This is a genomic window from Haloferax sp. Atlit-12N (genome assembly GCF_003383095.1).
Classification (GTDB): Archaea; Halobacteriota; Halobacteria; order Halobacteriales; family Haloferacaceae; genus Haloferax.
Genome location: NZ_PSYW01000001.1, coordinates 1232189 through 1251178, shown reverse-complemented (window position 1 = coordinate 1251178; position 18990 = coordinate 1232189). Strand labels below are relative to the sequence as shown.

The 18990-nt window shown below is 66.6% G+C and carries 20 protein-coding genes; 11 read left to right on the top strand and 9 right to left on the bottom strand.

The features are described from left to right. Window positions 1-78: 78 nt before the first annotated feature. Window positions 79-1449, bottom strand: a complete 1371-nt coding sequence (glnA, locus tag C5B90_RS06625) for a type I glutamate--ammonia ligase (RefSeq protein ID WP_058826799.1) — start codon at window positions 1447-1449, stop codon at window positions 79-81. A gap of 126 nt (window positions 1450-1575) precedes the next feature. On the opposite strand from glnA, the gene lrp reads away from it, so the two are divergent. Then, the gene (gene lrp, locus C5B90_RS06620) at window positions 1576-2034 is read left to right on the top strand and encodes an HTH-type transcriptional regulator Lrp (RefSeq protein WP_004973746.1); all 459 of its coding nucleotides are present in this window, start codon (window positions 1576-1578) and stop codon (window positions 2032-2034) included. A 440-nt stretch (window positions 2035-2474) separates the two neighbouring features. Here the strand turns inward: lrp and C5B90_RS06615 are convergent, their stop codons facing one another. Further along, the gene (locus tag C5B90_RS06615; protein ID WP_115880050.1) at window positions 2475-3557 is read right to left on the bottom strand and encodes an aminopeptidase; all 1083 of its coding nucleotides are present in this window, start codon (window positions 3555-3557) and stop codon (window positions 2475-2477) included. Between the two features lie 117 nt (window positions 3558-3674). Between C5B90_RS06615 and C5B90_RS06610 the strand changes: the two genes are divergently transcribed. Then, window positions 3675-4700, top strand: a complete 1026-nt coding sequence (locus C5B90_RS06610) for a low specificity L-threonine aldolase (RefSeq protein ID WP_115880048.1) — start codon at window positions 3675-3677, stop codon at window positions 4698-4700. 6 nt (window positions 4701-4706) lie between these two features. Here C5B90_RS06610 and C5B90_RS06605 read toward each other — a convergent pair whose 3' ends face one another. After that, the gene (locus tag C5B90_RS06605) at window positions 4707-4925 is read right to left on the bottom strand and encodes a hypothetical protein (RefSeq protein ID WP_115880046.1); all 219 of its coding nucleotides are present in this window, start codon (window positions 4923-4925) and stop codon (window positions 4707-4709) included. Next, window positions 4926-5870 carry a cation diffusion facilitator family transporter gene (locus C5B90_RS06600; RefSeq protein WP_115880609.1) on the bottom strand — a complete coding sequence of 315 codons (945 nt, stop codon included), beginning with the start codon at window positions 5868-5870 and terminating at the stop codon, window positions 4926-4928. A gap of 132 nt (window positions 5871-6002) precedes the next feature. On the opposite strand from C5B90_RS06600, the gene C5B90_RS06595 reads away from it, so the two are divergent. Next, window positions 6003-6521: a metallophosphoesterase gene (locus tag C5B90_RS06595; RefSeq protein ID WP_115880044.1), complete on the top strand. Its 519-nt coding sequence runs from the start codon at window positions 6003-6005 to the stop codon at window positions 6519-6521. A gap of 207 nt (window positions 6522-6728) precedes the next feature. Here the strand turns inward: C5B90_RS06595 and C5B90_RS06590 are convergent, their stop codons facing one another. Continuing rightward, a complete protein-coding gene (locus tag C5B90_RS06590; RefSeq protein ID WP_115880042.1) occupies window positions 6729-7673 on the bottom strand; it encodes a winged helix-turn-helix domain-containing protein in 945 nt (314 codons plus the stop codon). Between the two features lie 96 nt (window positions 7674-7769). Between C5B90_RS06590 and C5B90_RS20770 the strand changes: the two genes are divergently transcribed. The 3 genes from C5B90_RS20770 to C5B90_RS06575 are packed head-to-tail and all read left to right on the top strand — an operon-like array spanning window position 7770 to window position 9455. Continuing rightward, complete coding sequence (locus C5B90_RS20770) at window positions 7770-7937, top strand: hypothetical protein (protein ID WP_167321013.1); 168 nt, start codon at window positions 7770-7772, stop codon at window positions 7935-7937. 46 nt (window positions 7938-7983) lie between these two features. Beyond that, entirely contained in the window at window positions 7984-9183 is a 1200-nt protein-coding gene (locus tag C5B90_RS06580) for an inorganic phosphate transporter (protein ID WP_115880040.1), read from the top strand. Then, window positions 9180-9455 (top strand): hypothetical protein, encoded by a 276-nt coding sequence (locus C5B90_RS06575; protein ID WP_115880038.1) that lies wholly within the window; start codon window positions 9180-9182, stop codon window positions 9453-9455. The genes C5B90_RS06580 and C5B90_RS06575 overlap by 4 nt, the downstream gene beginning before the upstream one ends. A gap of 129 nt (window positions 9456-9584) precedes the next feature. On the opposite strand, the gene C5B90_RS06570 is transcribed toward C5B90_RS06575, so the two are convergent. Further along, window positions 9585-10991, bottom strand: coding sequence for a hemolysin family protein (locus C5B90_RS06570; protein ID WP_115880036.1), 1407 nt, complete (start codon window positions 10989-10991; stop codon window positions 9585-9587). 235 nt (window positions 10992-11226) lie between these two features. Between C5B90_RS06570 and C5B90_RS06565 the strand changes: the two genes are divergently transcribed. The 3 genes from C5B90_RS06565 (at window position 11227) to C5B90_RS06555 (ending at window position 12705) form a co-directional block, all read left to right on the top strand. Further along, window positions 11227-11490 carry a glutathione S-transferase N-terminal domain-containing protein gene (locus C5B90_RS06565; RefSeq protein ID WP_115880034.1) on the top strand — a complete coding sequence of 88 codons (264 nt, stop codon included), beginning with the start codon at window positions 11227-11229 and terminating at the stop codon, window positions 11488-11490. Further along, window positions 11490-11996 (top strand): redoxin domain-containing protein, encoded by a 507-nt coding sequence (locus tag C5B90_RS06560; RefSeq protein WP_115880032.1) that lies wholly within the window; start codon window positions 11490-11492, stop codon window positions 11994-11996. Before C5B90_RS06565 ends, C5B90_RS06560 begins: the two co-directional genes overlap by 1 nt. A 106-nt stretch (window positions 11997-12102) precedes the next feature. Beyond that, the gene (locus C5B90_RS06555) at window positions 12103-12705 is read left to right on the top strand and encodes an L-threonylcarbamoyladenylate synthase (RefSeq protein WP_115880030.1); all 603 of its coding nucleotides are present in this window, start codon (window positions 12103-12105) and stop codon (window positions 12703-12705) included. 83 nt (window positions 12706-12788) lie between these two features. On the opposite strand, the gene C5B90_RS06550 is transcribed toward C5B90_RS06555, so the two are convergent. Then, entirely contained in the window at window positions 12789-13478 is a 690-nt protein-coding gene (locus C5B90_RS06550) for a hypothetical protein (RefSeq protein WP_115880028.1), read from the bottom strand. A 138-nt stretch (window positions 13479-13616) separates the two neighbouring features. On the opposite strand from C5B90_RS06550, the gene C5B90_RS06545 reads away from it, so the two are divergent. Beyond that, window positions 13617-15236, top strand: a complete 1620-nt coding sequence (locus C5B90_RS06545; protein ID WP_115880026.1) for a spermidine synthase — start codon at window positions 13617-13619, stop codon at window positions 15234-15236. A gap of 50 nt (window positions 15237-15286) precedes the next feature. Continuing rightward, window positions 15287-16099 carry a heme-copper oxidase subunit III gene (locus tag C5B90_RS06540; protein ID WP_115880024.1) on the top strand — a complete coding sequence of 271 codons (813 nt, stop codon included), beginning with the start codon at window positions 15287-15289 and terminating at the stop codon, window positions 16097-16099. 68 nt (window positions 16100-16167) lie between these two features. Here the strand turns inward: C5B90_RS06540 and C5B90_RS06535 are convergent, their stop codons facing one another. Further along, window positions 16168-16680: a hypothetical protein gene (locus C5B90_RS06535; RefSeq protein ID WP_115880022.1), complete on the bottom strand. Its 513-nt coding sequence runs from the start codon at window positions 16678-16680 to the stop codon at window positions 16168-16170. Then, the gene (locus tag C5B90_RS06530; protein WP_115880020.1) at window positions 16677-18953 is read right to left on the bottom strand and encodes a DUF6789 family protein; all 2277 of its coding nucleotides are present in this window, start codon (window positions 18951-18953) and stop codon (window positions 16677-16679) included. The genes C5B90_RS06535 and C5B90_RS06530 overlap by 4 nt, the downstream gene beginning before the upstream one ends. Window positions 18954-18990 lie beyond the last annotated feature (37 nt).

The window sequence follows — 18990 nt, the reverse complement described above, 5'->3', positions numbered from 1 at the left end:
GTGTGTCGCTGTCGTCGTCGCCGTTGCTCTCCGGCGAGCGAGCGCGAAAGAAAAATCGGTGTTAGGTGTGCGCGACGGTTAGAACGTCTCGAGGTACCGGTCGAGTTCCCACTGGGAGACGTCGACGAGGTAGTCCTTGAACTCGGAGCGCTTGGCTTCGACGAACTTCTCGTAGACGTGGTCGCCCAGAGCGTCCTGGATGACTTCGTCCTCTTCGAGGGCGTCGACAGCGCCGCCGAGGTCCTTCGGGAGCGTCTCGATGCCGTACTCTTCGCGCTTCTCCTCGTCGAACTCGTAGATGTTCTCGCGGACCGGGTCGGGGCAGTCGAGGTCCTTCTCGACGCCGTCGAGACCGGCGTGGATGAGCGCGGCGAACGCGAGGTACGGGTTACAGGACGGGTCGGGGAAGCGGGCCTCGATGCGCGAGGCGGCCGGCGTGCGGGCGGCCGGCTTGCGGATGAGCGCCGAGCGGTTGCGGTCGGACCACGCGATGTAGACCGGCGCTTCGTAGCCGGGGACGAGGCGCTTGTAGGAGTTGACCGTCGGGTCGGCGACGGCCGTGATGGCGGGCGCGTGTTCGAGGATGCCCGCGACGAAGCTCTTGGCCGTGCCGCTCAGGTCGAACTCGTCGTCACCGTCGTGGAACGCGTTCTCGCCGTCCTGGAACAGCGAGATGTGCGTGTGCATGCCGGAGCCGTTGATGCGCGGGATGGGCTTGGGCATGAACGTCGCGTGGAGGTCGTGTTCGGCCGCGATGGCGCGAACGACGGACCGGAAGGTAGCGACGTTGTCGGCCGTCGAGAGGGCGTCGTCGTACGTGAAGTTAATCTCGTGCTGGCCCTCGGCGACCTCGTGGTGCGAGGCTTCGATGTCGAAGCCCATGCTCTCGAGGCCGTAGATGATGTCGCGGCGCACGTCGGACGCGAGGTCCTTCGGGGCGAGGTCGAAGTAGCCGCCGGCGTCGTTCGTGACGGTCGTCGCGCGGCCGTTCTCGTCTTCTTCGAACAGGAAGAACTCCGGTTCGGGTGCGACGTTCACGTCATAGCCGAGTTCCTCGGCGCGGGCGATGGCGCGCTTGAGGACGCCACGCGGGTCGCCGCTGAAGGGCTCGCCGGTGGACGTGTTGAACACGTCACAGATGAGGCGACCTGCGGCGCTGTTTTCCTTCTTCCGCCACGGGAGGACGGCGAACGTCGACGGGTCGGGCTCGAGGCGCATGTCGGACTCCTGAATGCGCACGAAGCCGTCGATGGAGGAACCGTCGAAGTAGATGCCCTCAGTGAACGCCTTTTCGGCCTGCGAGGCCGGGATGGAGACGTTTTTGACCGTTCCGAGAATGTCGGTGAACTGGAGTCGGAGGAAGTCGACATTCTTCTCTTCGATCTCGTCGATGACTGCCTGTGCCTCGTCGCTCAGGCCGCCGTCGGTGAGTGCGTTGTCTTCCGTCATTTTCCTGAACACGCGATTCGAACACCCGCACTATAAAGACCTTTCCGCTTAATGCAATTCCCCGCACCTCGCCACAGAATTGGATATTCGTAAAATTCTAATGCCCCGGGACGGTGTGTAGATGTAATGACGTACGAAAACCTCGACGCGAAGCTCATCAACGCACTCCTCGGCGACGGCCGAGCGAGCCTGCGAAGCCTCGCCGAAGAACTCGACGTGTCGGTCACGACCGTCTCGAATCACCTGCGAGATCTCGAAGACGAAGGCGTCATCGAGGGATACACGCCCCGCGTCAACTACGACGCGCTCGGCTACGACGTAACCGCCGTCATTCAGCTCAAAGTCGAGGGCTCCGCACTCCCCGATATCACCGAGCGCCTCCGCGCCGAAAAGCAGATGATTTCGGTGTACGAGGTCACCGGCGACTACGACATCATCGCCATCGGCAAGTTCCGCGACACCGACGGCATGAACACGCAAATCAAGAAACTGCTCACCGACGCGGACATCCGCGAGTCCAACACCTCGGTCGTGCTCAACTCCGTCACCGAAAACGAGCAGTTCGAACTCGACCTCGACCAGTAACGCCGTCAGACAATTCGCGTTTTCACGTCTCGCATCTCCGACTTGCAGTAGGGACACCGATACCTCGTGTCGAACCCGTCGGGTGTCGTTTTCGTCGTGGTCTCTATCTCGTGGACCGCCACGTCTCGTCCACACTCCCGGCACTGAACCGCTGGCATCGGTTCGTGTTCATGGACTATTCGAAATAAACCTACTGGGGTGCGCGTACTATTGTCACACAACTGTCTATAGACGGAAGGGCACCGCTTCGACTGGAGAACCCGCGGATTTCGGTCGAGACGGACCGAATTATCCCCGCGTCTTGGTGCCGATTTCGGCGACCGCTCGAAGGCTCTTGTTTCGACTGGAGAATCCGACGACACAAAGCGATTCTCCGGGAGATAAACTGGAGTCGAAATGTTGCGAGTTGTCCGCGAACAGGAAGGGCGCGACCCTCCCGGTCAGAACTCGTCTTCGAAGACGAACGTGCCGTCCCGCTGGACGACCTCGCCGTCGACCTCGATGACCGAGTCCTCGGACATGTCGACGATCATGTCGACGTGCTCGGCGCTCTCGTTGAGTTCGTTCTCTTCACCGACCGTCTCGGGGTACGCCGAGCCGACGGCCATGTGGACGGTGTCGCCCATCTTCTCGTCGAACAGCATGTTGTAGGTGAACTGGTCGATGCTGCGGTTCATGCCGATACCGAGTTCGCCGAGGTAGCGCGCGCCCTCGTCGGTGTCGAACACGCCGTCTAAGACCTCCTCGTTCCCCTCGGCGGAGTAGTCGACGACCTCGCCGTCCTCGAAGCGGACGCGGACGCCGGAGACCTCGCGGCCCTGCCGGTACAGCGGCAGGTCGAAGTAGACCTCGCCGTTCACGGAGTCCTTCACGGGCGCGGTGAACACTTCCCCGCCGGGGAGGTTGTGCTCGGCCGTGTCGTTGATGGCGGTGTTGCCGGCGATGCTCATCGTCACGTCGGTCTCGTCGCCCGACTTGATGCGGACCTCGTCGCCGTCGTTGAGGATGTCGACCAACTGCTGTTGGAGTTCGCCTTGCGCCTCCCAGTCGAGGGTGACGGCGTCGTAGACGAAGTTCTCGTAGGCTTCGGTGCTCATGCCCGCGAGTTGGGCGCTCCCCTTCGCGGGGTACTGGGTGAGACACCAGCGCTTCGACAGCATCTCGCCCTGCACCGGTTTGTACGCGCGCTTGTACGCGGCGTTCGTCTCCGGCGGCACGTCGCTCTGTTCGGTGGCGTTCGTCTCGCCGCGGACGCGGATGATGACGTCCGTCTCCTCGTAGAGCGCCAGCACGTGCTCGGGCGTCTCGTAGTCGTCGTCGCCGGCGCGGAGGAACGCGCGGGTGAACCGCGGGTTCGCGTCCATCGCGACGACGTTCGCGCCGCGGTCGCCGAGCAGTTCGTGGATGGCCGTGACGAGGTCTTCGGCCACCGAGGGCGCGGAGACGACGACGTTGTCGCCGGCCTCGACGCTCGTGGAGTGGTCGACGATGGTCTGTGCGTGCTCGCGGATGCGCGGGTCCATACCGCGTCGTGTGTGTCCCCGGGGCAAACACCTTTCGAAGCGCAAATATTGCGACGGCCGGCGGGGAACGCCACGCGGACCACCGTTTATTTCTCCGTCGGCGCGGTCTCTCCGCGCATGATAGACCTCCGAAGCGACACCGTCACGCTCCCGTCCGACGAGATGCGCGAGGCCGCCCGCGACGCCGACGTCGGCGACGACGTGTACGGCGACGACCCGACCGTGAACGAACTCGAAGCGCGCGCCGCCGAACTGGTCGGTAAGGAGGATGCGCTGTTCGTGCCGTCGGGGACGATGGGCAACCAAATCGCCGCCCGCGTCCACGCCGACCCCGGGCAGGAGGCGCTCGTGGACGCGAAGGCGCACGTCTACAAGTGGGAGGTCGGCGGCTTCGCCCAACTGTCGGGCCTGCAAGTCCGCGCCTACGACGCCGGCGAGCGCGCCGCGCCGACGCCCGAACAGGTCCGCGAACACGCCCGCGAGGAGTCGCTTCACGTCGCCGGTACGGGCGTTCTGTGTCTCGAAAACACTCACAACGCCCGCGGCGGCGTCGCGATTCCGAAAGCCGATATCGACGCCGCGGCCGACGCCGCCAGCGACCTCGGGATTCCGGTCCATCTCGACGGTGCGCGCCTGTTCAACGCCTGCGTCGCCCTCGACGAGGACCCCGCGGCGATGGTCGAGCGCGTCGACACGGTGATGTTCTGTCTCTCGAAGGGGCTCGGCGCGCCTGTCGGCTCGATGCTCGCGGGTCCAGAGGCGTTCATCGAGGAGGCCGTCCGCGTCAGAAAGCAGTTCGGCGGCGGCATGCGACAGGCCGGTCTCATCGCCGCGCCGGGACTCGTCGCACTCGACAACATCGACCGCCTCGCCGACGACCACGAGAACGCCCGCGTCCTCGCCGAGGGTCTCGACGCCGTCTCCGGCCTGTCGGTGCCGACGCCCGACACGAACATCGTCGTCGTCGACTCCGAAGACGCAGGGCTAACGGCTGAGAAGTTCGTGAGTCTGTGCGACGACGCGGGCGTCCTCGGCGGCACGTTCGGCGAGTACCACACTCGCTTTACGACGAATCTGAACGTGTCGCGCGAGGAAGTCAAAGAAGCAGTCGAGCGGGTCGCACAGGCGGTCGAAACGCGGTAGGCGGCCTCAGCCAATCGCGAACGCGACGACGAACCACAGCACGCCACCGAGGATGAGTGCGACACCGAGCCCTTTTGCCAAATCTCGTTGGAGTTCCGCCGCCTGCTCCGGCGACTCCCTCCACTCCCGGGGCGAAACGAGGTTTCTCGCTGACATCGGCCGCCTGTAGATGTAGCCGCCGGCGGCGACGAACATGACCGAGGGGGCGATTTGCGTGAGGTCCATCTACAGTTCGGGTTCGATGTAGACGAAGTGGACCCGGTCGTCGGCCGCCTTGAGTTCGGCCTCGATGTCGGAGATGTGGTCGTCTATCTCTTCGGTGCCGAGTTCGGAGTCGAAGCTCACGTCGAGGGCGACGAGGAGTTTCTCGGGGCCGACGTAGGTCGCGCGGAAGTGGTCGATGTGGACGACTCGCGGGTCGTTTTTGACGATGTTTCGGAGGGCCTGTTCCTCGTCCATGGGGACGCTCTCGCCGATGAGCAGGCGCTTGTTCTCCCACGCGAGCGCGATGGCGAAGCCCATGAGCAGTATCCCGATGAGGAGCGCCGCGCCGGCGTCGAACAGTTCGTTCCCCGTGAGTTCAGTGAGGCCGATGCCGACGAGCGCGAGCATCGCGCCGACGAGGGCGACGGTGTCCTCTGTGAACGCTGTGAGCGTCGTCACGTCGCTCGTCTCCCGGAACGCCTCGACGAGACCGCTCCACTCGTACTCTTCCATCTGCCGGCGGAGTTCGGCGTTCGCCTTCAGAAAGGCGTAGGTCTCGAAGGCAATCGCCCCGAGGAGGATGACGACGTTGACCAACACGGGTTCGATTTGGAAGCCGAACAGGACGAGCGCCTCGCCGCCACCGCCGTGGCCGGGGTGCATCAGGGCGTTGTAGCCGTGTTTGGCCGACTCCCACCCGGCGATGCCGAACAGCATCACGGAGACGAGAAACGAGTAGAAGAACTGCGATTTCCCGTAGCCGAAGGGGTGTGACTGCGTCTCGTCGCGCTTGCTGTCGCGGATGCCGATGAGGAGGAACACCTGGTTGCCGGTGTCGGAGATGGAGTGATACGTTTCGGAGAGCATGGAGGGACTCCCGGTCGCGAGATAGCCGAGGAACTTGAGAATCGCAATCGCCCCGTTCGCGAAGAGCGCGGCGACGACGACGGACGTACTGCCTGCCATGTCGTGGGCCACTCCCCCCGCCGGGATAGAGCTACCGACGAAGAACCGGGACACCGCTCGCCGACTGCGGCGGGCCGACCGACCCACCGCGCAGTCGGTAGGTTTCAATCCTTCCGGCCCATAGCCCCGCGCATGCTCGTCGTCGTCTCCGACACCCACAGCACGGACGGTCATCGTCTGACTAACCGAACCCTCGACGCGGTCCGCGAGGCCGACCTCGTCGTCCACGCGGGCGACTTCATGCGCGAGTCCGTCCTCGACGCGTTCATCGACGAGACCGACAGCTTCCTCGCGGTCTACGGCAACAACGACGGTTCCGAGATTCGCGACCGGATTCCCGCGGCGCGGAACGTCACCTACGGCGGCGTCGAGTTCGCGGTGACCCACACCCGCCGCGGCGGGAACACCGCGCTTTCGATGTTCGGCCGCGAACGCGGGGCCGACGCGGTCATCTTCGGGCATAGCCACCGGCCGGGCTTCGACGGCACTGGGCCGATTCCGCTCCTCAACCCGGGGAGTCACGCCCAACCGCGGGGCAACCGCAAGGCGCACGCGGAACTGGAGGAACTGCCGGACGGCGGGCTCCGCGGGCGACTCGTCACCGTCGACGGCGAGACGTTCGAGACGTTCCGTATCGTCCCTAACGAGTAACGCAGTGGAGTCCGGCGGAGGGCCGGAAGAATCAGCGGGAACAGGCTGGGGAAGCCTGTTGGGGACAGTCCGAGGCCGCGCGAGACGACGGGGTGAGGGGCAGGGGCACGGATGGCAGTCCCGTCGCCGTTGGGGGCCACGCGCGACCTCGTACTCACTCCTACGGGTGACGGTATCAAATACGCACCGTAAGCTCAAACAACCGTTTTAGTCACGTAGCACGCCCACCGCGACCCACGCGAGAAGCACGGTCAGCCCCCCGAGGAAGAACAGCGTCCCCGGCGAGAGCGACCCGATAGTCCCGGCGAGTCCGCCCGACCCGCTCGTGAGTTGCGCCGCGGTCTCGGTGGCCGTCTGTGCGGCCGTCGTGTCCGGAACCGGCGTCGGCGTCGCGGTCGCGGTCTCCGCGGCGGTCCATGTAGTCTCCGTCACCGTCCGCGTCGCCTCCGCAGTCTGCGTCGTCGAGTCCGCCGTCGTAGTCGCTTCGGCGATGCTGAATCCGCCGTCGCCGCCGGTCGTTGTCGCGGTTTCGGTAGCTGTCTGCGTCGCGGTCTGCGTCGTCGAGTCCGCCGCGGTCGTCGTGTTGGCCGACTCGGCCTGATAGGTCGCGTTGAGGTCGCCTCCCGACCCGCCGCTTTGGCCGGCTTCGGAACCGCCAGCGTCGTCCGCGCCGCCGGCCGAGGTGCCGCTGAACGGGAGTATCGACCCGGCTCGGGCGAGTCGGTTCACCACGGCCGCGCCGATACCGAGGACGCCGACGCCGCCGATGAGGCGCGTGAGCGCGCCTTTCAGTCCCTTCGTCTCGTCCTCGCGCCCGGCGACGACGACGAGCGCCTGGTCCGCGGGCGTGTACACCTTCATCTCGCGGCCCTTCTCGGAGTACCTCGTGTCCGCGACTTCGATGAGGCCCGCTTCCGAGAGGTTCCCGAGGTGGTACTGGACGTTCTGGAGAGACGTGTCGACCTCGGTGGCGAGGTCGGAGGGCGTCGCCGGCGACTCGTGGAGCGACGCGAGGACCGACCGGGCGGTCGACGAGGAGATGGCACCGAGCAGGTCGTCGGCCTCGTCGCTGTCGAGGCCGATAACCTTGGGGTCTCGGTCGTCCCGGTCGTCGTCCGGATCACCCGGGCTGGAGGGGATGAGGTCGGCCATCGAATCCGCGTTACTCGTGTTTTCTCATGAGTGTTCGTATTCTTTCACGACCCGTCGCCGAAATTGCTATACCTCGTGCCCGCCGAACCCATCCACATGACCGACCCTTTGGTCGTAGACGGCCTCGTCGACTTTCTCGCGGGGAATCCCGTGTTCGTCGGGCTGCTCGTCGCGTTGTTGCTCTTCGTCTTCTTCGGGTATCTCCTCGTCCGTCGGACGCTCCTCGGCCTGAGCGAGGGGTACGACGAGGCGCGCCGCCGCTGATGGACGGGACAACAGCCGACGCCGACGACCGCCGAGGTGTCGCCCCGTGGTAGCCACCGCGACGCTCGCCACGTTCGTCGTCGCCGCCCTCGCCAGCCTGTTCATGGCGTGGGCCATCGGCGCGGGGTCGTCGGGGTCGACGCCGTTCGCGCCCGCGGTCGGAGCCAACGCCATCTCGGTGATGCGCGCGGGCTTCATCGTCGGCCTGCTCGGCTTCGCCGGGGCGTTCCTGCAGGGCGCGAACGTCACCAACGCTGTCGGCACCGAACTCATCGGCGGCGTCACGCTGACCGCGGGAGCCGCGGTCGTCGCGCTCCTCACCGCGGCGGTGCTCGTCGCGCTCGGCGTCTTCGCGGGCTACCCTATCGCCACCGCCTTCACCGTCACCGGTGCGGTCGTCGGCGTCGGCCTCGCCATGGGCGGCGACCCCGCGTGGGCGAAGTACCAACAGATCGTCTCGCTGTGGGTGCTCACGCCGTTCGTCGGCGGCGGCGCGTCGTACGCGACCGCACGGCTCCTCCGTGCCGACGGCGTCTCCGAGCAGTGGACCGTGCCCGCGCTCGCCGGAATCGTCGGCCTGCTCGTCGCCAACATGGAGTTCGCGGGGCTCGGTGGCGCGTCGGGTTCAGCCTCGGTCGCCCGGGCCGCCGCGGTCGAACTGACCGGCCGCATCGGCCTCGGCGAGACGGTCTGGTTCGTCGCCGCCTCCCTCTTCGTCGCGCTCGTCGCGGCCGCGATCGTCGGTCGCTGGGTGACGACCGACAAGACCCGCGGCCAGCGGCGGTTCCTCCTCGTCCTCGGCGGCCTCGTGGCCTTCTCGGCGGGCGGCAGTCAGGTCGGCCTCGCCATCGGGCCGCTCGTTCCCCTGCTGGACGTGGTCGCGGTCCCGCTTCCGGCGCTTCTCGTCGGCGGCGGGGTGGGCCTCCTCGCTGGGTCGTGGACCGGCGCGCCGCGCATGATTAAGGCGCTCGCGCAGGACTACTCCTCGCTCGGGCCGCGGCGCTCTATTGCGGCGATGATTCCCTCGTTCGCCATCGCCCAGACCGCCGTCGCCCTCGGCGTTCCCGTGTCGTTCAACGAGATTATCGTCAGCGCCATCATCGGCTCCGGCTACGCCGCCGGCGGGTCGGGCGTCTCCCGGCGGAAGATGCTGTACACGGTCCTCGCGTGGATCGGCTCGCTCGCGCTCGCGTTCGGGCTGGGCTACGGCGTCTTTACGCTCGTGTCGAGCGTACTCGGCCTGTGAACGTTCGTGGGCTCCGCGTCGCGCTCGCCACCCTCGTTTCTGCCCTCTGGGCCGTCTTCGGCGTCTACCACGTCGCGATGGCGGTCGTGACCGGCATCTCGCTCCGCGGGTTCGCCTTCGGGAGCGTCGGCCTCGGCGCGTTCGCGCTGGCGATTCGCTTCCGCGGGCGGGCGCGACGCCTCGGCGACGGCACCGCCGACGCGAGCGGACTGGTGTTTCTGGCGCTGGCGTCGCTGGTGCTCGTGGTTCTCTCCTTTACGCTCCTCGGGTGAGTCACGGCGGACGACGGTTCGAAAACGAGTTCAGTCGGGTGTCGAGACGAAACGGGCTCGGATGTCGGGGCGAAACGGGATCGGTCGTCGAGACGACGGGTTCGGTCAGGTCGGACCGGTCAGGACTGATCAGGTGTCGGGCTCGACTTCCGCTTCCTCGTCGCCACCGTCCTCGTCGTCGCCGTTGCCGTCGGCGGCTTCGATGCCCGAGTTGGTCCGGATGCGCGCTTTCATGATGCGCGTGTTGTCGACCTGCTCGATGCGGATGACGATGTCGTTGTAGCTAATCTCCTCGCCTTCCTCGACGAGGCGGCCGGCGCGGTTGAAGATGAAGCCGGCGAGCGTCTCGAACTCCTCGCCCTCGGGGAGTTCGATGTCGAGCATCTCGTTGACCTCGTCGATGTTGACCTCGCCGCGGACGAGGTAGGTGTTCTCGTCGACCGCCTCGAACGGTTCTTCCTCGTCGCCTTCGAGGATGTCGCCGACGATTTCCTCGACCATGTCTTCGAGGGTGATGAGCCCCTCGGTGGTCCCGAACTCGTCGATGACGACGACCATCTGCATCCGAGTGTCCTGCATCTCGGCCATGAGTTCGTCGACGTTCTTCGACTCGGGGACGTGGAGCGTCGGCGAGACGATGTCGGCGATGCCGACGCCGCGTTCGCCGTAGTACTTCTCGCGGACGAGGTTTCGGATGTTGACGATGCCGATGATGTTGTCCAGGTTACCGTCGTACACGGGGACCCGCTCGTGGTCGGCCTGCACGCACGTCTCGATGGCCTCGTCGATGGTCGCGTCCTTCGGGACGGCGGTCATGTCGAGGCGAGGGGTCATGACCTCCTTGGCGATGGTCGAGTTAAACCGGAAGATGCGGTCGAGCATCTCGCGTTCTTCCTCCTCGATGACGCCCTCGCGCTCGCCCGTCTCGATGAGGTTCTGAATCTCGTCGCGGGTGACGTAGGTCGTTTCGATGGCGGTCTGACCGCCGGTGACCTTGTTGATGACGCGGGTCAGGTAGTCGAAGAAGACGACGAGCGGGAGCAACAGCAGCTCGGCGTACTTGAGAGGCCGCGCGATGCGGAGCGCCCAGGACTCGGTGTTTTCGACCGCGTAGGATTTCGGCGCGCTCTCGCCGAACAGCAGGACGACTGCCGTAATCCCGAACGTCGCGATTGCGACCGCCTCTCCCTGTTGGAAGCCGACGAAGACGAGCAGTCCGGTCGATATCGAGGACATCGCGATGTTCGCGATGTTGTTTCCAACCAGAATGGTCACGAGAAGCCGGTGCGGGTCGTCCTTGAGCGCTTTCACCCGTTCCGCGCCCGGCACACCGTCTTCGACCATCGAGTCGACGCGGTGTTTTGCGAGCGAGAACATCGCAATCTCGGACGAGGAGAAGAACGCCGAGAGGCCGATCAGGACGATGATTCCGATCACGCCGAGGACCGTTATCGTCGTATCGTCCAGCGGAATATTCGAGACCTGTGCGGCCGCGAGTGTCGTGGCTGGTGGTAACTGTAGCGGCGGCAAACCCATGTAACTACACTGTCTTGCGCGGGACCGGAATTAAGAGTTGCCCTCGAACGCCTCTCGGTCGGCGTCTCGTCCGCCCTCGTCGGCCCCGTTGGCGAACCGCGAGAACGCCGATTCGATGCCCCCGGCTCGGCGCGAAACCGTCTAGCTGGCCGAGGCGGTACATCGCCGAACCGATATTGCGGCGCGGATGCCCGCGAGCGAAGGGCTTAGGCGACGCTCTTCCTAACAGCCGCCCATGTCCGACGAGCAACCGGCGATTACGCTGTACCGACTGCAGGCGTGCCCGTACTGCGAGCGGGTCGTCCGCACGCTCGACGACCAGGGCCTCGCCTACCAGTCGCGGTTCGTCGAGCCGATGCACTCCGACCGGAACGTCGTCAAGCGCGTCTCGGGCAAGCGCTCGGTCCCGGCCATCGTGGACGACAACACCGGCGTCACGATGTCCGAGTCGGCGAACATCGTCGAGTACCTCGAAAACACCTACGGGGAGGGAGCCTGATGGTCGACTTCGACGTCGTCGACCTCCCCGAGCACGACGCGCCGGAACCGGGCGACACCGCCCCGGACTTCACCCGTCCGCTCGTCAACGACGAGTTCTGGGAGGACGCGTCCCTCTCCGACGTCGCCGCCGACGGCCCCGTCCTCCTCGTGTTCCACACGATGGCGGGCGCGTTCCCGGCGACGTACGTCTGGAACGAACTCCGCGACCGCGGCGTCCCGGAGGACGTGCAGGCGGTCGGCGTCTCCATCTCGTCGCCCTACGAGCACAAGTCGTTCCTCGAAGAACGCGACGTGGACGCCCGCCTGTTCTCGGACCCCGCGGCCGACGTCGCGGCCGACTACGACCTCGAACACGACCTCGACGGGATGGCCGGCGTCACCGAACACCGCCCCGCCGTGTTCCTCCTCGACGAGGAGCGAACGGTCCAGTACCGTTGGGTCGCCGACGAGTGGCCGGACTTCCCGGACTATGAGGGCATCGCGGACGCGCTCGCCGGCCTGTAGGCCGCGCGCTCGATTCCCGTCGCGCCGTCTTGAGCCGCCCCGCTCTCCGGTCGCGCGGAATCGCCGTTTCGTCACGCTTTTTCGCCCGTTGCGCGTCAGTTCGCCCATGAGCGACGACGACGTACAGCGTGCCGCCGACGCCATCCGCCGCGGCGAGGCGGTCGTCTACCCGACCGAGACGGTCTATGGCATGGGCGCGGACGCGACGAACGCCGACGCGGTCGAACGCGTCTTCGACATCAAGGGCCGCGACCGAGACAAACCGCTCTCCGCCGGCTTCCCCGACGTGGACGCCGCGCTGGAGCACGTCGTCGCCGACGAGCGCGAGGAGGCGTTCATGCGCCGGTTCCTCCCCGGCCCGGTGACGGTCGTCGTGGAGCGACGCGACAGTCTGCCGGACGCGCTCGTCGCCGGGAAAGAGCGCGTCGGCGTCCGCGTTCCCGACCACGAACTCGCCCTCGACTTCTTCCGCGCGGCCGGGACGCCCGTCACCGCCACCAGCGCCAACCGCTCCGGAACCGGGAGCATCACTCACCCCTCGCAGCTCTCCGACGAGATTCGGGACGCCGTCGCCGTCGTCCTCGACGGCGGGACGACCCCCGGGACCGAGAGCACCGTCGTGGACCCCGGTCGCGGCGTCGTCCACCGCCGCGGTGCGATGGCCGACGACATCGAGACGTGGTTAGACGAACACGCTGACGAGGCGTAACCCGCGGGCGCGCTGACCGGGTAACGTGGAATCACCGCGGACTTACTGCGGAGCCACCGCGGAGTCGCGTAGCCGACAACGGCTCACCGACCGAGTAGCGACGCCAACGACCACGTTTTCACGCCGCAGCGCTCCCGGTAGGCGCACGACTCGCACTTCGCGGAGTCGCGGAGCCGCGACGGGACGAAATCGAGGTCGCGGGCGACGCGGAGCGCCCGCCGGTACGCAGCCTTGTTCCCGGTCGTGAGCCTGACCGTCCGGACGACGCCGACCGCCGGGTACTCGACCAGCGCCCGCGGTATCGGCGTTTCGCGCTCCCACGCGAGCGCCTTCGCCAGCGCAACGGCCCGGACGCGCTGCGGTTCCCAGACGCCGCGTTCGGGCGGTTCGCCCGGCGAGACGAGCGACGGAACCGGCGGTCGGTCGTCCTCGTCGCCGTCGGCGGGCGACCGCACGAGTTTGTGCGCGATGCCGCGGCAGTCTTTCCCCGCGAGGAGCACGTCGCGGGCGACGGGGTCGGTGAGCGCGTCCCAGTCGTCGCGCTCGCGGAGGCGAGCGAGATTCTCGCGGTACGCCGTCGGTGACACCGAAATCGGTCGCGTCGCGAGTTCGTCGGCGGGGCCGTCGAGCAGGGCGGGATACTCGAAGGCGAGCGCGCGAACGTCGTGGACCGCAGGCGGCGGCGCTCGGTCGTCGTCGCGGCGGGCGTAGTAGAGCTGTCGCGGACAGTACGCGGCGCGTGCGAGGTCGGACGCGGCGACGAGGGAGGACACGGGACGTGCTGGCTCCGTTATCAGGTAAGAAGGTTCGCGCGAGCGCGTCGCGGAGGCGGCGGGTTCCGCACCGCGTTCGCGTCGTCTGGCTCGCCGCCGTGCGTGAATTAATACGGCCGCGCCCCTTGGCATACTGACATGGCATCGACCGCCGCCGGCTCGTGGCTCCGGATGACGCGTCCCGAACTTGCGGTGTTCGTCTCCGGGGTCACGAGCATGGGCTTGGAGATTCTCGCCGGTCGGATGGTCGCCCCCGAGTTCGGCAGCAGCATCTACACGTGGGGGAGCATTATCGGCGTCTTCCTCGCGGCGCTGAGCCTCGGTTACCACCGCGGCGGGCAGCGGGCCGCAGCGGCGTCGAACGGCGCGCTCGTCCGTGTCTTCATCGGCACCGCGGCCTACATCGCGGGCGTCATCCTCCTCGGCGACCTGTTCATCCAGTCGACGGCGAGCCTCCCGCTCCCGAGCCGATTCGCGTCGCTCCCGGCGATTACGCTCCTGTTCGGGCCGCCGACCTACTTCCTCGGCTTCATCAGCCCCTACGCGGCCGAACTCTCCGGGCGGTCCGACGTGGGCGCGGCGTCGGGCCACGTCTACGCCGTCGGCACCGTCGGCAGCATCATCGGGGCGTTCGCCACCACGTACTTCCTCATCCCCTCGCTGAGCGTCACCAACATCGGGTTGATCTTCGGACTCATCTCGGTCGTGACGGCGCTCGCGCTCGCCCGGCCAAACATCGGCCGCGACGAGGCGGTCTGGAGCGTCGGTATCGCCGCCGTCCTCGTCCTCGCGTCGCTGACCGGCGGCGTCGGTCTCGACTCCCGCGGCACCACGGTCTACCACACCCAGACCGCCTATCAGGAGCTCCGCGTCGCCGACGCGGGCGGAACGCGGACGCTCTATCTCGACGGCCAGCCCCACAGTGCGATGGACCTCGACAACCCGACGCGGCACGTCTTCGACTACACGTCGTACTTCCACGTCCCCTTCCTGTTGTCCGACGACATCGACCGGGTGTTGTTCGTCGGCGGCGGCGGGTTCACCGGCCCGCGCGTGTTCTTGGAGCAGTACCCGAACGTGACCGTCGACGTGGTCGAACTCGACCCCGAGGTCGTCTCCGTCGCGGAGGAGTACTTCGGCGTCGAGGAGTCGCCGCGGCTCAACGTCCACACGATGGACGGCCGGCAGTACCTCAGAGAGACGAACCAGACGTACGACCTCATCGTCCTCGACGCCTACCGGAAGGACAAGGTCCCGTTCCAGTTGACGACCCAGGAGTTCATGCAGCTCACGTCGGACCGCCTCGACGAGGACGGCCTCCTGTTCGCCAACATCATCTCCGCGCCGAGCGGCCCGGCCTCGCAGTTCTACCGCGCGGAGTACAAGACGATTCAGTCGGTCTACCCGCAGGTGTACAGCTTCCCCACCGCGGGGGGCGCCGTCGTCCAGAACATCGAGGTCGTGGCGACGAAAGACGAGACGCTCGTGACGGCCGAGGAGCTACAGGCGCGTAATCAGCGCCGCGACATCGGCATCGACCTCGCGGCCGAACTCACGTCCTACCGGAGCGACGAACCCACCGACGACGTGCCGCTTCTCACTGACGACCGCGCGCCCGTCGACAGCCTCTTGGACCCGATGGTCGGCCAGCGCTACGTCGTCCAGCGGACGAACGAGACGAACGAGAGCGAAGCAGACGCCGCCTCCGCCGTCGATGCGCCTCCGGCCACCCCGTTTGTCACGGTGGCCCGCGCCTGACGACCCCGTCGTCCGGGTGTTTATTGTGACCCGAGACCCACCGGTTTCGCATGGGACTGAGCGACACCGCGGTCGGGTCGGCGACCGGCGAACACGAACACACGAGTCGGTGGCCGCTTGTCACCGCCGGCGGTGCCGCTGGACTGTACGCCGGCGCCGGCCTCTTTCTCGTGGGCTCGTCCCTCGTGCCGACCGCAATTCCGCTCGTTCTCGTCGGCCTCGGCGTCATCGGGTTCCTCGGCGGCATCGCCGGGTGGACGTACGAGGCGTTTCTGGCCGACTACTGGGACGCCTCGACGACCGACCGCGAGCCGATGTACGTCAGCGGGATGGTGCTGTTTCTCGTCTCCGACGTGGCGACGTTCCTCGCGGGGTTCGTCTACTACGGGTTCATCCGCGTCGGGACGTGGCCCCCGACCGAACTCCCGCACCTCCTCGGTTCGCTCGTCCTCGTGAACACGCTCTTGTTGGTCGTGAGCAGCGTCACGCTCCACTACGGCCACCACGCCCTCGAAGCCGGGAACCGCCGCGGCTTCCTCGGCGGCATGGCCGCGACAGTCGTCCTCGGCGTCGTGTTCCTCGGCGGGCAGGTGCTCGAGTACTACGAGTTCATCGCGGAAGAGGGGTTCACGCTCACGAGCGGCGCGTTCGCCAGTGCCTTCTACGGTCTCACGGGGCTTCACGGCCTGCACGTCTCGCTCGGTGTCCTGCTCCTGATACTCGTCTTCGGGCGCGCGCTCCGCGGGCAGTACACGGCGGAGCGGGACACGTCGGTTCGGACGGTCGCCCTCTATTGGCACTTCGTGGACGTGGTCTGGATATTCCTCGTCGCCGTCGTCTACGTCGGCGCGGAACTCGGCTGAGGCGACTGGGGAGATGGCTGGAGAAGATTGAGGTGTCCGCGGCGACGGCGGCCCCGTGCCGCCTCCTCTCACTCCGCGCCTTCTTCGAGCGCGACCAGTTTTCGATACGCGGGCGGCGTCAGGATGCCGATGCCCCCGAGGGCGATTGCGAACACGCCCAGCGGCAGTTGGAGCGGCGCGGCCACGAAACAGGGGTTCTCGGCGACGACGGTCGTGTAGTGGCGCTCGCCCTCGTAGGTGACGAGGCTCCCGTTCAGGAACGCGCCGTAATGTGGGAACTCGCCGTCGACGCGGGACTCCCCGACTGCGTCGTCGAGGGCGTCCCTGAACGCCTCCTGTTCGGCCTCCGAGAGGTCCTCGTAGGCGAACCGCGTCAGGTTCGGTCGCGGGTCCTCACCGAAGCGGGCCGTGGTTTCCTCGGGCGAATCGACCGCGATAGTGGGCGTCCCGCAGGTCGTGATGTCGTCCTGAATCACGTCGTACGTGGCGGGGACGGCCGCGGCGATGCCGACGGCGACGAGCAACACGCCGAGGAAGGGTGCGATGTAGGTGAACAGCACCGAATCGTCGCTCCGACTCATTCTCCCCCTCCCAGCGCGGCCCGCTGTCTCGACCGCAGGTACTGGAAGGTGACGGTCAACCCGAGCCCGTACGACCAGTGGGCGACGAGGCCGAACGCGAGGTAGCCGACGAGGCCGAGTCCCTGCTGGCCGGTGTAGAACGCCACCACGAACCCGGTCCAGATGAGCGTCGAGAACACCAGTCCGCGTTCGAAGAGCAACCGCCCGGGCAGGAACTCGCGGAAGGCGAGGAAGAGAAGCGGCCACGTGACCGTTCCGCCGACGAGAAAGAGGAGGGAGCCGAGGACGGGACTCGCCGGGAGCCCGACGAGTTCCGCGATCTCACCGAACGAGGCCGGGTCGAGCACGTCGATGAACACCGCCGTCCCGAGGCCGCCGGTCATGAGGAGCGTGCCGACGATGCCGCCGATGGCGGCCGCCGAAGCCTTCCGAGACACGTCCTGAATGACCGAGCCGACACCCCCCGCCAGCCCCTCCGGTTCCGCGGACGGGTCGAACGACCGTCGAACCGACGACGGCGTGGCCGGCGACAGTCCGTACTGCGCGACCATCCGGGATTCGAACCACTGCCACTCCTTCGTGAACTGCCTCGTCGCCTTGAGGTTCCACGGGTCAGTCGTTTCGACCGGCGCGCCTCGCCAGTACGAGACCACGACGTTGTAGAGCCACAGCAGGACGCTCAGCCCGATGACGTACGCGCCGACGGTCGCAATCTGGTTTGCGAACTGGTACTCCGGTGGGTAGATTGCCTGCCGCCGTGGCAGGCCGACCCCGCCGATGATGAGGAGCGTCATGAAGGTCACGAGTGACCCGACAATCATGAGCACGGCCTGGAACTTCGCCAGCCGCGTGTCGTACCAGCGGCCGGTCATGAGCGGATACCAGTAGTAGCTCGCGGCGACCATCATGAACGGGATGATGCCGACGACGATGAGGTGGAAGTGGCCGACCACGTAGTACGTGCCGTGGTAGAGGATGTCGACGGGGATGACCGCCAGAAACACGCCGGTGACGCCGCCGATGATGAACGTCGAGATACTGCCGGCACAGAGCATGAACGGGGCGCTCATCCGGATGTCGCCTTCCCACATCGTCGCCAGCCAGTTGAAGACCTTGATGGCGCTGGGGACGGCGATTGCGATGGAGACGGCCATGAACGACGCCTTGATTCGGGGGTCGACGCCCGTGACGAACATGTGGTGCGCCCAGACCCCGAACGAGAGGACGCCGAGGCCGAGCGTCGAGTAGACGATAAAGCGGTAGCCGAAGAGCTTCCGCCCGACGAACTTCGGGAGAATCGTACTCATGAGCCCCGTTGCGGGGAGGAACAGGATGTAGACCTCCGGGTGGCCCCAGAACCAAAACAGGTGTTGCCACAGAATCGCACCGCCGCCTTCGACGGCGAAGAACGTCGTCCCGAAGTTGCGGTCGAGGAGGAGCATGACGAGCGCGCTCCCGAGAAGCGGGAACGCGAACAGCGCCAGCCCGCTCGTCACGAGGATGTTCCACGAGAAGATGTCGAGGTTCGCCCACGTCACGTTCTCGCCGCGCTCGTGGACGATGGTCACGATGAAGTTGAGAGCCCCGACGGTCGTCGAGATACCGCTGAGATGGAGGCCGAGAAGCAACAGGTCGAGCTGTGGGTTCTGACTCTGTACCGAAAGCGGCGCGTAGAGCGTCCAGCCGACGCCGACCTCGCGGAGGCTGAGGAAGAACCGAATCGTCTCCTCCGGGGAGAACAGGCCGAGAAACTGGCCGCCGACCTGGACGAAGAGCCCCATCCGGACAAGCAACAGCGCGGGCGGGAGGAGCCAAAACCCGATGGCGTTGACGCGGGGAAACGCCATGTCGTCCGCGCCGATGAGAAGCGGGATGAAGTAGTTCGCGATGCCGAAGAACACGGGAAGCACGAAGAAGATGAGCATCGTCAACCCGTGCGTCGTAAAGAGCGCGTTGTAGGTCTCCGGCGTCCAGATATCCGCGGGCGGGGTGAGAAGTTCCGTTCGGAGCATCATCGCGTCGATACCGCCCCAGACGCCCGCGAGCGTCCCGAAGAGGATGTAGAGGATGCCGATTTCGCGGTGGTCAGTCGTCGTCAGGATGCGGAGCAGTTGTCTCTGGAACCGCCCAAGTTCGGCGCTGATGCTCTCTTGGATGGTCGCGCCACCGTCGCTCTCGATGGTCTTCTCGCGTCGGAGTCGCACCCACAACGCTCCGACCGAGAACACGACGAGCGCGAGCGCGGCCATCTCGACGAGTGCTCTGCTCGTCATCGGGTCGACTCACCGCCCTTCGTACCGTTGGAGAGAC